The organism is Micromonospora sp. CB01531 (genome assembly GCF_001905095.1).
GTDB lineage: Bacteria > Actinomycetota > Actinomycetes > Mycobacteriales > Micromonosporaceae > Micromonospora.
Window position 1 is genome coordinate 85685 of the sequence record NZ_LWLS01000094.1, and the last position, 14898, is coordinate 100582.

The 14898-nt window shown below is 73.9% G+C and carries 10 protein-coding genes; 3 read left to right on the forward strand and 7 right to left on the reverse strand.

Annotated elements, in window-relative coordinates; genetic code table 11:
* The first annotated feature begins 243 nt into the window (after positions 1–243).
* Together ftsH and folE are read left to right on the forward strand one after the other, a co-directional pair.
* A complete protein-coding gene (ftsH, locus tag A6A27_RS28445; protein WP_073837712.1) occupies positions 244–2250 on the forward strand; it encodes an ATP-dependent zinc metalloprotease FtsH in 2007 nt (668 codons plus the stop codon).
* Positions 2251–2285: 35 nt separating this feature from the next.
* Positions 2286–2951 (forward strand): GTP cyclohydrolase I FolE, encoded by a 666-nt coding sequence (gene folE / locus A6A27_RS28450; protein ID WP_073837713.1) that lies wholly within the window; start codon positions 2286–2288, stop codon positions 2949–2951.
* 127 nt (positions 2952–3078) lie between these two features.
* Here folE and A6A27_RS28455 read toward each other — a convergent pair whose 3' ends face one another.
* Together A6A27_RS28455 and A6A27_RS28460 are read right to left on the reverse strand one after the other, a co-directional pair.
* On the reverse strand, positions 3079–3780 hold the full coding sequence (locus A6A27_RS28455) for a hypothetical protein (protein ID WP_073837714.1): 702 nt from the start codon (positions 3778–3780) through the stop codon (positions 3079–3081).
* A 64-nt stretch (positions 3781–3844) separates the two neighbouring features.
* On the reverse strand, positions 3845–6370 hold the full coding sequence (locus A6A27_RS28460) for an FtsK/SpoIIIE domain-containing protein (protein ID WP_198940485.1): 2526 nt from the start codon (positions 6368–6370) through the stop codon (positions 3845–3847).
* 249 nt (positions 6371–6619) lie between these two features.
* Here A6A27_RS28460 and A6A27_RS28465 point away from each other — a divergent pair, with 249 nt between their 5' ends.
* The gene (locus tag A6A27_RS28465; RefSeq protein WP_073837716.1) at positions 6620–7177 is read left to right on the forward strand and encodes a hypothetical protein; all 558 of its coding nucleotides are present in this window, start codon (positions 6620–6622) and stop codon (positions 7175–7177) included.
* 7 nt (positions 7178–7184) lie between these two features.
* On the opposite strand, the gene A6A27_RS28470 is transcribed toward A6A27_RS28465, so the two are convergent.
* Genes A6A27_RS28470 through A6A27_RS28490 form a run of 5 tightly spaced genes read right to left on the reverse strand, consistent with a single transcriptional unit; the run spans position 7185 to position 14873 of the window.
* The gene (locus A6A27_RS28470) at positions 7185–7784 is read right to left on the reverse strand and encodes a hypothetical protein (protein ID WP_073837717.1); all 600 of its coding nucleotides are present in this window, start codon (positions 7782–7784) and stop codon (positions 7185–7187) included.
* Positions 7785–7797: 13 nt separating this feature from the next.
* Positions 7798–8973, reverse strand: coding sequence for a M23 family metallopeptidase (locus A6A27_RS28475; protein ID WP_073837718.1), 1176 nt, complete (start codon positions 8971–8973; stop codon positions 7798–7800).
* Complete coding sequence (locus A6A27_RS28480) at positions 8970–9521, reverse strand: hypothetical protein (RefSeq protein WP_073837719.1); 552 nt, start codon at positions 9519–9521, stop codon at positions 8970–8972. Before A6A27_RS28480 ends, A6A27_RS28475 begins: the two co-directional genes overlap by 4 nt.
* A gap of 5 nt (positions 9522–9526) precedes the next feature.
* Positions 9527–11455 (reverse strand): hypothetical protein, encoded by a 1929-nt coding sequence (locus A6A27_RS28485; protein WP_073837720.1) that lies wholly within the window; start codon positions 11453–11455, stop codon positions 9527–9529.
* Position 11456: 1 nt separating this feature from the next.
* Positions 11457–14873, reverse strand: a complete 3417-nt coding sequence (locus tag A6A27_RS28490; protein ID WP_073837721.1) for an ATP-binding protein — start codon at positions 14871–14873, stop codon at positions 11457–11459.
* Between the last annotated feature and the right edge of the window lie 25 nt (positions 14874–14898).

Here is a 14898-nt window from a genome sequence, read left to right on the forward strand (position 1 = left end):
GTGGGGAGCTCCCCGCCACGCCGGCTCAAACCCGGGTTCGCCGTACGCGTAAGTGCCGGGCTCGCGAGCTCACATCTGGCACGAACGGTGTACCGTCGAATGACCGCGGCGCGGCAGTAGGCGCGCCTCGGGGTCGGGGCCGGCCCGCACGGCGGCTGCGGCCGCCGCCCGAGGCGGCGACACCATTCAGACGGTCAGGACGTCGATCAGGAGGATGCGGGCGTCTCGATGCCCGACGACAGTATGGAACGTACGCGTTTCTTCCGCCGACCGGTGGTCTGGATCATCCTGGTCATCCTCGGCGCCGTTGTACTCAGTCAGCTGTTCACCGCTGGCCCCAGCTACCACCGGGTGGACACGTCGGTCGCGCTCGAGCAGCTCAACAAGGGCGGCATCGAGAAGGTCGTCTTCCAGGACAAGGAGCAGACGCTCCAGCTCGACCTGAAGGACAAGGCCAAGTTCGACGACACCACCACCGACAAGATCCAGGCTCAGTTCCCGTACGAGGTGGGCAACCAGGTCTGGAACGAGGTTCTCAAGGCCAAGTCCGAAAACAAGATCACCGGTCCGGCCGACACCAAGGTGTCGTCGGACAGCATCTGGGTGAGCCTGCTGGTCAACCTGCTACCGATCGCCCTGCTGGTGCTCCTGCTGCTGTTCTTCATGTCGCAGATGCAGGGCGGCGGCTCGCGGGTGCTCAACTTCGGCAAGTCCAAGGCCAAGATGATCACCAAGGACACGCCGAAGACCACCTTCGCGGACGTGGCCGGGGCGGACGAGGCCGTCGAGGAACTGCACGAGATCAAGGACTTCCTGCAGAACCCGGCGAAGTACCAGGCCCTGGGCGCCAAGATCCCCAAGGGCGTGCTGCTCTTCGGCCCGCCCGGTACCGGTAAGACCCTGCTCGCCCGGGCGGTGGCCGGTGAGGCCGGGGTGCCGTTCTACTCCATCTCCGGCTCGGACTTCGTGGAGATGTTCGTCGGTGTCGGCGCCAGCCGGGTCCGCGACCTCTTCGAGCAGGCCAAGTCGAACGCGCCGGCGATCGTCTTCGTCGACGAGATCGACGCCGTCGGCCGGCACCGTGGCGCCGGCATGGGCGGCGGCCACGACGAGCGGGAGCAGACCCTCAACCAGCTCCTGGTCGAGATGGACGGCTTCGACACCAAGGGCGGCGTCATCCTGATCGCCGCCACCAACCGGCCGGACATCCTCGACCCGGCGCTGCTGCGCCCCGGCCGCTTCGACCGGCAGATCCCGGTCGACGCCCCCGACATGGAGGGCCGCAAGGCCATCCTGCGGGTGCACGCCAAGGGCAAGCCGTTCACGCCCGACGTCGACCTCGACTCGGTCGCCCGGCGTACCCCCGGCTTCAGCGGGGCCGACCTGGCCAACGTGATCAACGAGGCCGCCCTGCTCACCGCCCGCAAGAACCAGCGGGCGATCACCAACGACTCCCTGGAGGAGTCGATCGACCGGGTGATCGCCGGTCCGCAGCGCCGGACCCGGGTGATGAGCGACCAGGAGAAGAAGATCACCGCGTACCACGAGGGTGGGCACGCGCTGGTCGCCTGGGCGCTGCCGCACGCCGCACCGGTGCACAAGGTGACGATCCTGTCCCGGGGTCGGTCGCTGGGCCACACCCTGGTCCTGCCGACCGAGGACAAGTACACCCAGACCCGGGCCGAAATGGTCGACACCCTGGCGTACGCGCTGGGCGGGCGGGCCGCCGAGGAGCTGGTCTTCCACGAGCCGACCACCGGTGCCGGCAACGACATCGAGAAGGCCACCCAGCTGGCCCGCGCGATGATCACCCAGTACGGCATGAGCTCCAAGCTCGGTGCGATCAAGTACGGCACCAGCGGCGACGAGCCGTTCCTCGGCCGCAGCATGGGCCACGAGCGGGACTACTCGGACGCGGTGGCCGCCGAGATCGACGGCGAGATGCGGGCGCTGATCGAGCTGGCCCACGACGAGGCCTGGGAGATCCTGGTGGAATACCGGGACGTCCTGGACAACATCGTGCTCGAGCTGATGGAGAAGGAGACCCTCTCCACAGCCGACATGGCCCGGATCTGCGCCCGGGTGGCGAAGCGCCCGCCGATGGCCCCGTACCACGGCTTCGGCAAGCGCCAGCCCTCCACCGAGCCGCCCGTGCTCACCCCCGCCGAGAAGGAGGCCCTGAAGGCGCAGGCCCAGGCCGACGGCGCCTCGGTCGGCGGATCCGCGAACAACTCGGACGGTACCCACTGAGCACCGACTCGACGGCCAGCTCCCCTAACCGGGAGCTGGCCGTCTCCGCGACCGAACCCGATGGCGAGGACGGCCTGGACTACGTCGCCGCGCGCCTGATCAGCGGCAAGCTGACCGGGCGCCCGGTGGAGGAGACCATCGACCTCGCGCGGATCGAGAAGGCGGTCCGGGAGATCCTCATCGCCGTCGGTGAGGACCCGGACCGGGACGGCCTCCAGCAGACGCCCGCCCGGGTCGCCCGCGCGTACGCCGAGCTCTTCGCCGGCCTGCGGGTCGATCCGGCGCAGGTGCTCAGCACCACCTTCGAGGCCAACCACGAAGAGTTGGTGCTCGTCCGGGACATCGACGTGATGAGCCTCTGCGAGCACCACCTGCTCCCGTTCCGGGGCAGCGCGCACATCGGCTACATCCCCGGGCCGGACGGCCGGATCACCGGCCTGTCCAAGCTGGCCCGGCTGGTCGAGGTCTTCGCCCGCCGACCGCAGGTGCAGGAGCGGCTCACCTCGCAGATCGCCGACCTGCTGATGAGCCGGTTGGCCCCGCGCGGCGTCGTCGTGGTGCTCGAGTGCGAGCACATGTGCATGGCGATGCGCGGCATCCAGAAGTCCGGTGCCAAAACGATCACCTCGGCGGTGCGGGGCACCCTCCAGCACGACGCCAAGTCCCGGGCCGAGGCGATGTCCCTGATCATCCCCCGCTGACCGCTCGACATCCCGACGGCCGCGCGCTCCCGCCCCGGAGCGCGCGGCCGCCGTCGTAGGACGACTGCCCGGAGCATGCGCCCTCCAGCCGGCGGAGCGCCCGTCGCCGTCCGGCGTCAGGCCGCGCTCAGGCGGCCAGCATGGCCAGGACGATCCCGGCGCTGGCCAGCACCGCCGGGACCAGGCATACCAACGCGCCGAACCGGGGGGTGCGGTCCACCCGGTCCGTCGGGCGGGGCCGGAACAGCCGCCCGACCGCCAGCCAGCCCACCATGAACGCGACCGCCGGCATCGGCAGCCCGACCACCAGCGCCAGCACGCTAGCCGGGCCGGTGCCGGTGGCGAGGAAGAGCACCACCTGGATCAGCGGGACGATCAGCGCCAGCGGCCCGTACACCAGCAGGTTGCGGGGGCGCGCCGGCCACCGCGCCAGCCGGGGCAGGCCGCGCGCGGCAAGCGTGTCGTCGGCGGCGTCCGCCCACCCACTGGCGGTCCGCAGGCCGGCCAGCACCGCCGCTGGACCGGCCGCCATCGACCGGGCCGCCTCGGTCACCTCCGGCGGCGTCGGCACCAGCGAGATCGCCGGTACGCCCAGCTCCCGCAGCCGCGACTGCTGCGGGGCCAGCCGCTCCCGGACGGCAGTCAGCTCCTCCCGGGCCGCCGCCACCGACCGGGCCTGCTCGCTGGCGGCGGTCGCCGCCGCCCGGCGTACCCCGTCGAGCAGTCGGGCGGCGGCGATGTAGCCCGCCCAGGCCGCCTCGGCCGGGTCGACGTCGGCCGTCGGTCCGCCGGACCGGGGCGTGGGCACGGGCGTGCCGGTCTCGCTCACGCCGTCGCCTCGCTTCGCTCCCCGGCGGCGCGCGGCGCCACGCCGCCGAGCCGAACGTCCGCGCTCACGGCACCGGCCCCTCCCCGAACGGCACCAGCACCGTCCCCTGCTCACCCGGTCCGTCCCAGAGCATCGCCCGCCCTGGCCGGGGCCGCCACAGCACCGGGCGGTCGAAGAGCTGCTCCAGCCGGCTGCCCGGCACGTCGGTCACCACCACGGCGGTGAGCTTGTCCACCTCGCCCTCCGGGCCCAGCACCCCGACCAGCGGCCCCACCGAGCGCCACCAGCCGAGCAGGTGCCGCCCGGCCGGCGGCCCCTCCAGCAGCAGCGACCGCAGCCGATCGGGCGGCAGCTCGGCCGCGTCCGGCACGTCCAACCCGAACACCACGAGGTAGCCGGGCTCGTCCGCCTCGATCGCCGCCCGCAGGCCCGCCACGTCGACGGTGTCGACCTCGTGCCGCTCCGCCAGCTCGGCGGCGAGCGCCGCAGCCGGCTCGGCCGACCCGTGCGCCAGTGGTGCCAGCACGAACCGGGCTGCGCCGTGGTGTGCCGCCACGCTCCTCGCGGCGGTCACCAGCAGTCGTTCCGCCTCCTCGTCCCGGCCCAGCACGGCGAGGTTCCGGCCGGCCGCCGGCCCGAGCGGTACGGCCACCGTCGAGCGGCGCACATCCACCGCCCGGCCCGGCAACGCGGCCGGCGTGTGCGCCCGACCGGCCAGCGCGGCCCGGTAGCGCGGGTCGTTGGCGAGCAGCGGGCGCGCGTACCCGGCGAAGACCACCGGCGGGGCGGCGTTCTCGGGTCGGGCCGACCAGAGCCGGTGCCGCAGCTCGGCGAGGACCTCAAGGTCCGCGTGCGGGTCCGGGAACCGGATCATCCGCTCGTGCCCCCGGGTCGCCCCGCGCGGCCCGCCCAGCCCGCCGGCCGTGTTCACCACCGCGCTGCCCACCGGCAGGCCGGCGGCCGCGTCGTTCGTCGGCTCCAGCACCGCCGAGCCGCCGGCCAGCGCTACCCGGACCGGGAACTGGCCGAGCAACGGGTCGCGCGGGCCGCCGATGCCGAGGTCGCCCTCGCCGGCCAGGACCAGATGGATCCCGTACGCCCGGGCGGCGCGGGCCAGCGCGTCCAGCCGGGCCAGGGTGTCGGTGGCCAACCGGTCCCGCTCGTGTAGCAGCAACGGGAAGTTGTCGATCACGCAGACGATCCGCGGCAGCTCCTGGTGCTGGCGCAGCTCCGGGTAGCGTTGCCCGCCGGCCCGCCGGCCGGCCTCCTCCCGGCGACGCAGCTCCGCCGTCAGTTCGTCGAGCAGGTCCGCCACGTACTCCCGGTCGGCGGCCATCCCGGCGGCCCGGACCTGCGGCACCCAGGAGCGGTCCCGCTCGGTCTGGAGGAACTCCACGAAGGACTCGCCGTCGCCCAGGTCGGCCAGGTAGAGGGCCAGTTCGTCGGGGCCGTAGCGGGCGGACAAGCCGAACAGCACGTTGGTGAGGAACGTCGACCGCCCCGCCCCGGAACGGCCGCTGACCAGCCAGTGCGGGGTCAGCTCGGTGAAGCCGAGGCTGACCGGTCGCCCGGCGGCGTCACCGACCATGGTGGACAGCCCGTCGACCGCGCGGTCGGCCCACAGTTCGCCCGCCGGTAGCAGGTCGGTCAGGGCGAGCCGGCTGCCGTCCTCGATCTGCCGGGCCAGCCGCAGGCAGACCCCGACGACCAGTTCCTCCGGCGGGTCCTCCGCCACGAAGACCGGGCAGTTGAGCCCGCCGGGCGGGTCCGCGCCCGGGCTGCTGAAGCCCGCGGCCGGCGGATCGCCGAGCAATGCGTATGCGGTGCGCACCGCCAGCGGGGTGGCCTGTGGCAGTGGGTCCTCCGCCGGCCAGCCGGCCACCACCAGGTGCAGCCCGGCCCGGTGCCCCTGGGCGGCCAGCTCCCCGATCCGGGCGAGGTCGGCGGGGGCCGTGCCGTCGGGCAGCGCGGCCACCACCAGCAGCAACGTACGGTCGTGCCCGCGCTGCCGGGCCGTGCCCGCGGCCACCCACTGCTCGGCCTCGGTGAGGACCGCCCGGAGTCCTGCCACGTCGGTCGCCGGCGGGGGCAGCAGCCCGGCATCGGCGAGCGCCGCGAACCCGGCGAAGGTCGCGCCGGCACCGGTGCCGTCGACCGCGCGGGCCAGCAGGGCACTGGCCGGCGTCGCGGCGAACAGCCGGAGCAGGAGGGCCCGGAGCAGGCCGGCCACCCGCGGATCGTCGGCGCCGGCGTCGATGCTCAGATGTCCACTGCCGAACAGCGGCACCAGCGCGGGGAACCGGGCGTCGTCCAGTGGCGCGGCGGTGCCGACCCGGACGACGGGCGGCGGGCCGTCCCCGGGCGGGGTGGCCACGGCCAGGGTCTCCAGCGGATCGCCGGCCCAGCCGGGTGCGGCGAGGGCCGAGGCTGCCCGGAGCCGCTCCGCCAGCTCGTACTGCCGGTGGTGGTCCGCGGGCGCCGGACGGATCTCGTCGAGGATGCCGGCGGCGGCGGTCGCGGCGGCCTCGGCCCGCCGGTGCAGCGCGGCGGCCCGACCGGCTCGCGCCTTCGGACTCGCCACCGCGTCCACCTCTCTTCCCGAGGCCGACATCTCCTCCCCGAGGTGTGACGGTATCCCAGCCGAGGTCCGTCCTCCGGGATGTCGGTCGGCGCTGCGCCGGTCTTTGCCGTGGTGGTGAGTCGGCTCACCCGATGCCGTTCGGCCGGGCCGCCGGGGCGCCCACGCCGGGCGGTGGCCGTCCCGGCGGTTCGCCACGATCCGGGGATCTGGGGCATTGGGTACGCGGCGCGCAGCCGATAGCCTCAGGAGGTGGAATCAGTGCAGCCCCCCGCCGGTTCCCAGGTCTCCCGCGTACCGGCGCAGCGGACCCCGCCCGAGCAGTTGGCGCCACCCGCGCCGGCCCCGGCGCCGGAACGTCCGCGCCGGCCGCTGCGTACCGTCCTCACGGTCGTCGCCGGGGTGCTGGCGCTGCTCTGTGCCGGCGGCGCCGTCGTCGGTTTCGTGCTCTACGACCGCGCCACCGCGCCCGACCGCAGCGCCCCCGACGTGGTGGTGGACAACTACCTTCGTGCGTTCCTGATGGACCGCAACGACACGAAGGCGCAGGAGTTCAGGTGCGAGGGCAGGACGAATTTCGACGGCCTGCGGGCGCTCCGCGATGATCTCGTGGCGCGGGAGAAGAAGTTCGGCACGACGATCTCGGTGAGCTGGGGCGCACTGAGCGTTCAACAGTCGGGAGACGTCGCCGTGGTCGAGGTTGATCTCATCATCTCGGCCCTTGTCGACGGCGTTTCGCAGAGCGATCGGCAGGGCTGGCGGTTCGAGACGAGGCGGGGCGACGGCTGGGGTGTCTGCACGGCCGAGCGCGCCGGGTGAGGGTGGTTTACTCGAGCCAGAGCAGGTGGACCGGGACCTCCAACGTGATCGGTGCCTGGCCGCGCCACGCCCACCGGTACCACTCCAGCTCCGGTGCCACCCGGACGCAGATGTCCCCGTCCGCGCCGGCGTAGGTCTCGGTCACCGCGCGGAGGTCGCGCTGCTCGGTCGCTCCCGTCACGTGCACCACGCGCCGGCCGGCCACCGAGTCCGCCTCGACGACCGGGGTGGGCGGGCGACGGGTGGGCGCGTCGAGGGAGACCAGGCGGAGACCCGACCCGGCCGGTCGGGCCGCCGGCTCCCGCCCGCCCACCGTCTCCACCCAGACCCGTTCCACGGGCACCAGCGGCGCGAAGACCTCCACCTGCTCCGCCTCGGCGCGGTACCACTCGTGCTCCGGGATGACCGGCACGTACGTCCGGCTGCCCTGCACCACCTGCTCGTCGGCGCGGAGGTCGCCGCGCCAGCCGAGGCCGGGCAGGCCGACCAGCACCCGCCGGCCCCGCAGGTCGACGCGGCCGGCGGCGGGGACGATCTCGACCGGTCGGGGCGGCCGCGGCGCCCAGTCGGGCTGGTCCGCGAAGGGGTCGGGCAGGGGATTGCTCATGTGCCGGCGAGCCTCACGCGGTGCCGACCAGCGGTGCGCCGCGCTCCCGCATGAACGGCACGGGATTGATGGCGCCCCGGCTGGACCGGTCGCCGTCGGTGTGCACCTCGAAGTGCAGATGCGGCCCGGAGGAGTTTCCGCTGCTGCCGGAGTAGCCGATCACCTGGCCCGCGGCCACGGCCTGCCCGGGCGCCACCGCGGGCCGTTGGATCAGATGGCAGTAGCGGGTGACGTAACCGCCGGCGTGCAGGATGTCCACGAACCAGCCGCAGCCGCCCTTGCCCGGCCAGCCGTCACGGTCGCAGTCCCGCCGTCCTGAGTGGTCGGGGTCGCAGCGGGCCACCAGCACCCGGCCGGTGGCCGCGGCGTGGATCGGCGTCCTCTTGTCCGCATCCAGGTCGACCCCGTTGTGGCTGGGGCGTTCGGCGGTGCGGAAGCCGGAGACGATGCCGCCCGGGAGCGGAGCGGTCCAGCCGGAGGCGGCGATCCGGGCGCCGGCGGCGGCGTCGCAGACCGCCTTTCCGGCGATCTCCACCGTGCGGGCGGCACCCCCGGCGAGCGCGTCGACGATCCGGCCGGCGAGGTCCTCGTGCTTGGCGTACGCGTCCGGGAAGGCGCTGACCTGCACCCGCTGCGCCACCACGGTCAGCTGGCGCCGTTGCCAGTCCGGCACCTTCAGCAGCTTCTCGTAGAACTTGCCGGCGGCGTAGGACGGCGTCATCCGCTGCTGGACGCTGCCCCAACCGGGCCGCTGCTGGAACAGGCCCAGCGAGTCGTGGTCGGAGCCGACGCCCTCGTGCGGCAGCGTGAGCGACGCCGGCACCGTGCTGTTGGCGAGGTTGCGCAGGGCGGACTCCTGCATGGCGGTGGCCAGCGCGATGACCCAGCCCCGGGCGGGCACCTTCATGTCCTGGCCGACCTTGATGATGACGGCTGCGTTGCGCAGCTGCCCCTCGCCGTACTCGGTGAAACGCGGCATGTCCCCGGTGACGTCGACCTGGTAGGCGACGTCGCAGCCCAGGCCGGCGGTTCGGCCGTCCTTTTCGTCGCCGCCCAGTTCGGTGAGGAAGAACGCGCCGGCGCCACCGACGCAGCAGAGCAGGGCGAGCACCGTGGTCAGCGCGGTGACCAGCACGCCGAGCCGCAACCGCCCGCGGCGCGGGACCGTCTCGTCCGCCGCGGGGCTCATTGCCGCTCCCAGTCGACCACGTCCACCAGCCACCGCCCGTCCGAGACCACCAGTTCCAGCCGGAGCCGGCCGTTGTCGAGCGGGACCAGCGCCTCCACGAACGACTCCGTCCGGGGCCGGAGGGTCACCTGGCCGGCCACCCGCCGGGCCGGCACGCTCTCCGGGTCCGCGCCGGTCAGCTTCTCGGTCAGCGCGCTCGTGGACAGCGGCCGCAGGCGGCTCTGCCAGTCCTCCCCGCTGCTGCCGGGGCCGGTCAGCCAGGCGGTGGTGAAGCGACCGGCGGTCTGCTCGGGGGTCAACTCGCCCGGCCGGGTCTTCGGTGAGGGCGGCGGCGCCGAACTCGCCAGCACGCCGTCGTCACCGGCCTCCGGGTCGACCGTGCTGATCGGCTCGCGTGGCCGGTTGCTCAGGCCGGCGGTCGGGTCGATCGGACCGGAGAACAGCCGGGCCGCGCCGATCACGCCGAAGACCAGGGCGGCGATCACGAGCGCGACGCCGAGCCGGGACCGCAGGACCCGGGTGACTAGGAATTCCAGTGCCCGACCCATCGGCCTCACCGCGCCTCGGAGCGCACCCGGGGGGCCGGGTCGGCCGGCGCGCGGTCGGTCGAGCCCGGCCGGTAGACGGCGAAGGAGGGAGCCTCCTCGGGCACGTCGGGCTCCGTCCAACTCGCCGGCTGCCGGCGGGGGCGTGGCGCGGTGCTGCGGCGTTCGCCCTGCGGCTCGGGCGCCGGTGTCTCCTCGGCTCGCTCCCGCCCGTCCGGCCGCTGGCGTTCGGCGACCCCGGCGTGCGACGGGTCCTCGTGCCGGGCCTCCGGCCGGAGGCTGCTCTGCTCGAGCGCGACGCCGCGCCGCCGGCCGATCGCCGGCTCGGCGGTGCCGCCGGGCTCGGCCACGTCCAGCCGCGCCGCCACCCGCATGTCGCGGAAGAACCGGCGGTGCCAGGAGCCGGCCGAGCTGATCGCCTCGCTGCTGTCCTTGCCGCCGAGCTGGGTGATCCGCCGGTATGGGCGGAGCAGCAGCCAACCCACCACGCCGCAGAGCCAGACCAGGACAACCTGGAGCCAGCCGGGCAGCGCGGGCGTGTTCATGATGAGGTCGACCGCGAACAGGTAGATGGCCGCGCCGGTGCCGAAGATGGCGATGTTGAAGACCGCCGCGACCACCGCGTTCGCCAGCCGGCGGAGGCCGGCGCTCGCCGGACGCAGCAGACCGACCGTGCCGAGGATCGGCGCGGCGATCACCGCCCAGCGGAAGATCAGGAAGCCGAGCAGCACCAGCAGCGAGGCGGTCAGATCGAACATCGCGAAGAGGAGCGAGGCCAGCACCGCGATGAACCCGGCCCCGATCCGGTCCATGTCGCGGACGCCCTGGAGGTACTCGTACGCCTCGGGGTCCTCCGACTTGATCTGCTCGGCGACTCGGGCCCACTGCTGCTGCTTGGCCTTGATGGTGGCCTGCCGTGTCGCCGGGTTCTGGCGGAGCTTCTCCGCTTCCTCCCAGGTGAGCGACTTGGCGTCGTAGAGCGCCGGACCGTACTTCTTGGCGGTCTCGCTGTCGGCCGAGCCGAGCACGCCCCGCAGCCAGTTCCGGTAGAGCATCGTCTCGGTGGCGGTGTCGCTGGCCCGTACGGCGGGCGGCCGCTTGTCGACGCAGGCGTCCGGATTCGGCAGCGCACACTTGCCCGCCGGGATGTCCTTGGACCCCGGCCCGACGGCGTCGTGCACCACGCCTAGCGTGGTGATCAGGGTGCTGTCGGCGACGTTCGCCGACTTCACCGGCCAGGCCGCCAGGGCGGTCACCGCCACCATCACCAGCAACGCCCAGCCGGCCGTGGTCATGGCGTTGCTCATGTCCGACTGGCGTGACCGCCAGAGCAGGTAGAGGCCGACCACGCAGAGCGTGATGATGCCGAAGACGCTGAACACCTTCTGGTAGACGGCCTTCGTGGCCTGCTCCACCAACGGGTCCGCCCAGGCCCACATGGAGCGCGGATCCCAGGCCCGTTCACGCAACGCGTTGGACGCGCCGATGACCGCGTTGGCGAACATGAACTCGCCGTTCGCGACCATGGTGGTGAAGCGGTAGTCGGGATGGAGCACGGCCGAGGCGCAGCCGCCGTCGACGTCGTACGTCGTGTAGCTGTACCCGGCGTAGCCGTAGTCGCTGTAGAGCCCCTTGGGGCCGGGGAGCTTGGCGGAGTCGGGGCGGGAGGCGAACCAGCCGGCCAGGCCCGAGTCGGGCGCGCCGGGTACGGGTGCGTTGCGGCAGGCCGCCGCATCCTCGGTGACTGCGTTCAGCTTGGCTACGCAGGCGCGGAAGTCGACCTGCCACTGTTTGGTGGTACACAGTTCGGCCGGTGCCGGGGTGGGTTCAGTGGCGTACGCGGGTGTCGCCCCGACCACCGGCCAGGCGATGGTGGCCACGGCGAGTACGCCGAGCGCGAGGAGGAGCGCCGCGATCCGTGCCCGGGCCCTCGCCATGTCACGCCTCCAGATCAGCCAGGACGGTCGGCAGCTGCCCGGCTGCCTGGGCGGCGGCGGGGGTCGTGTCCAGGTGGTCCAGCAGCCCGTCCACGTACGACACGTCGACCCGGACCTTCTGCACCCGCCCGTCGACGTCGCGCATCACGAATTCGCGGAAGCCGAGCCGGGCGGCCGATCCGGAGTCCGCCTGGGAGAGCGAGGCCAGGGTGGCTTCGTAGCCGTCGTTGACCGGCACCCGCAGGAGCCGCAGCGCCTCGGAGGCGATCTCGGTGTCCTCGGCGATCCGGCCGACGAAGACGGTGGAGACCAGGTTCTGCACGTCGAGGCCGAGGATGTCCTTCGGGTTCTGCGAGGCGACCAGGGCGGCGAGGTTCCACTTGCGGGAGTCGCGGGCGAGGCGGACCAGGAACGACCGCCCGGAACGCCACCCCTCCATGAAGTGCGCCTCGTCCAGGCCGACCAGCTTCCGGGAGGACATCGAGCCGCCGTAGCAGCGGCGGACGGCCAGCCGGTGCGCGGTGTGCAGCATGGGCAGGGCGAGGGCCTCCTCGGCCGACCAGTACTCCCGCTCGATCTTCAGGTCGGGCAGCCGCAGCCCGGCCATGGTGATCACGGTGAGCGCGGCGTCCGCGCCGAGCAGCCCCTCCGGCGGCCGGCCGAAGAAGAGCATGGCCAGCGGCATCTCGGCGGTGTCCAGCAGCAGGTTGGCCAGTTCCCGGCCGGCGTCGTCGTCCAGCCCCTGGAGGCAGGCGACCACGTCGTCCAGCGTGGCGGTCTCCTCGGCCGGCACCTGGCGTACGGCGTGCCGGAACAGGGTGGCGGTGGACGCCTCCCGGGCCACCTGCGGGGGCACCAGCATCATGCAGATGTCCTGTACCAGCATCCGGCGCTCGGCGCGGGCGTTGGAGACTGCGATCTCGAACTCCCGATCACCCGCCGAGCCGGCGGCGAACTCGCTGCGCAGCGGCGTCGGGATCAACGCGTACGGGGCGAGGGTGCCCTGGTCGGAGCCGGTCAGGTTGAGCACCCGCGCGTACGGCGCCAGCTCCGGCATCGCGCAGAGCCGGGCCAGCGGGCCGGACGGGTCGAGGAGGGTCACCTGGACGCCGCGTCGGGCGGCCAGATAGCCGAGCGCGCCGAGCAGGGTTGACTTGCCGCCGCCGGGTTCGGCGACGAAGACGGCGAGCCCGGACCGTTCCCGTACCTCCATGGGGAAGTGCAGATCGAGGAAGACCGGGCGGCGGCAGGTGCCGGCGGTGCGGCCGATCAGGTCGCCGCGCCGGTCGCCGACCGTGGACGCGGCCTGCGGCAACGCCGCGGCGAGCAGGTTGACCGGCATCCGCCGGACGTAGCCGGTGTTGGCGATCGGCTCGCCGGGGATGAACTCGCGGGCCAGCCAGTCCTGGTTCTTCGGATGCTGGAGCGAGATCCGCAGCTCGCGGGAGTAGAGCTGGATGAGCCGCCGGGCCCGCTCCAGGCACTCCTCGCGGGTCCGGCCGCCGACCGCGATCCGGTGCCAGCCGTGCGCGCGGGCCGAGTCGACCGGCAGGCCGGTGGTCATCTCGTCGCCGATCACCAGCGCCCGCTTGGCGAGCCGTTCCAGCTCCGGCGGGGCGTCGATGCCGTGCTCGGCGTAGTCGAGCTGCTGGGAGCGGATCATCCGGAGCCGGTGCTCGAGGTTCCGGAAGGAGTCGCCGGGGCCGAGGATGTCCACCCGGGTGGAGAGTTCCATCGGCCACGGCAGCCGCTCGTGGAAGTGCAGCCAGGGCTCGTGCCGCTCGGGGATCTCCAGTGGCTCCATCCGGCCGACCGCGAGCACGGCCACGTGCCGCTCCTCGCCGGTCATCCGGTTCACCAGCTTCACCGTCGAGCCGTACGGGGTGCGGTAGCGCTCGACCTGCTCGGTGAGGGCGAGCAGGTCGCCGCGTTCCCACCGGCCGTTGGTCACCGGGGAGAGCGCGCCGGGTGGCGCCATGCAGAGCGCGACGGAGCGGTAGAGCAGCCACTCCAGCTCCTGCGCGGTGACCCGGCGGCCCCGCATGCCGAACGCCCCGAGCACCTCGTCGAACTGCTCGACCGTGCGGCCCAGCCGGCGGCGTTCGCTGTCGGCGGTGCCCCGGCCGAAGGTGCGCAGCAGCCGCTCGGTGAGGGAGTCGCCCAGCGACCGGCGGGCGAAGGTGACCCCGAGGTAGGTCTGCCCCTCGGCGTGGTTGACCGCCATCAGGTGCCGCTGGGCGGCGACCAGGTGGTCGGCCCAGCCGGGCGTACCGGGCACGTCGGGCAGCGGCGCGGCGGTGTGCGCGTCGATGGTGCGGGCCCACTCGTCGGCCGGGAACGGCCGGGTGGTGCGGCGCAGGTGCAGCCGGAAGCCGGCCAGGCCGGCGTACTGCTCGGAGATCGCCGAGAGCAGCGCCTCGCGCTCGGCGTCGGGGCGGAACGCCCAGCGCACCTCGGGCAGCCAGTACCAGGCGGTGACCGTGTTCGGGGTGAAGGTGAGGTGGCCGGCGATCTCGGTGACAGCCAGCTCGACCGACGGGTCCCGGTCGCCGAACTTGATCTTCGGTGGGCGGACCCGAACCGGCTTGACGGGCTTCCCGCTCAGCTCGGCGGACCGCTGCCGCGGCGGGGTCACCTCCCGGCCGGGCGCGGTGGCCACCTCGCGACCGTTCGACCGGGTGGCCGGTTCCACCCGCCGGTCGGTGCGGCGGGCCGGGCGGTCGACCGGGGGCGTCGGGTCGGCCAGCTCCGGCTCGGCGGTCGGCCGGAGCGCGGGGAGCCGGTCGCCGGCCTGGTGCGGTACCCGGGTACGGGCGGGTGCCGGGTCGAGGGCGGCCGGCCGTTCCACCGGCGAGGCGCCGTGCGACGGCGCGGCCTCGGGGGCCTCCCGGGGTCGGCCCACCGGCCGTACGCCGGGGGCGCTCTCCCGGCGCCGGGCGCTGGGCGGCTCGTCCTCCGGTGCGCCACCGTGCTCGCCCTGCGACGGCGGGAGCGGCTCGGCCGGGGCGGCGGGCTGGTGCGGGATGGGCAGCGCCTCCCGCCCGACGCCCCGGCGGGGCGGCGCCACCACCGGCGTCGGCTCCGTCGCGGTGGGTGGGCCGGCCGGAGGGCTGGCGGGCCGGGCCGGGCGCCGTACGCCGGGCTGCGCGCCGCCGAACAGGTCGAGGAACGGCGAGTCGATGTCGCCGCTGTCGCCAGCCGCCGGCATCCGCTGCTCCGAGCCGGGCGGGCGGGGCGACACCGGGCGGGGCGGTTGGAAGACCCCGACCCGACCGTGCCCGGGGCTGGTGGCCAGGGCCGGGTCGAGCGCGACCTCGTCGAACTCCTCGTCCTGCGGGTAATCGAACGATCGCGCTCGGTTACCGTGCGGCCCGGCCGGACGTCCGGCCGGGGAACCCGGCGTGGAAGAGCGACTCATGCGACCGCCTCACCCGCGTCGTTCG

What these genes read in the sequence shown, in the direction of transcription:
- A6A27_RS28470 (WP_073837717.1), bottom strand. Translation starts at nt 7,784, where the DNA reads ATGAGCAATCCCCTGCCCGACCCCTTCGCGGACCAGCCCGACTGGGCG.
- A6A27_RS28480 (WP_073837719.1), bottom strand. Translation starts at nt 9,521, where the DNA reads ATGGGTCGGGCACTGGAATTCCTAGTCACCCGGGTCCTGCGGTCCCGG.
- ftsH (WP_073837712.1), top strand. Translation starts at nt 244, where the DNA reads ATGGAACGTACGCGTTTCTTCCGCCGACCGGTGGTCTGGATCATCCTG.
- A6A27_RS28475 (WP_073837718.1), bottom strand. Translation starts at nt 8,973, where the DNA reads ATGAGCCCCGCGGCGGACGAGACGGTCCCGCGCCGCGGGCGGTTGCGG.
- A6A27_RS28490 (WP_073837721.1), bottom strand. Translation starts at nt 14,873, where the DNA reads ATGAGTCGCTCTTCCACGCCGGGTTCCCCGGCCGGACGTCCGGCCGGG.
- A6A27_RS28485 (WP_073837720.1), bottom strand. Translation starts at nt 11,455, where the DNA reads ATGGCGAGGGCCCGGGCACGGATCGCGGCGCTCCTCCTCGCGCTCGGC.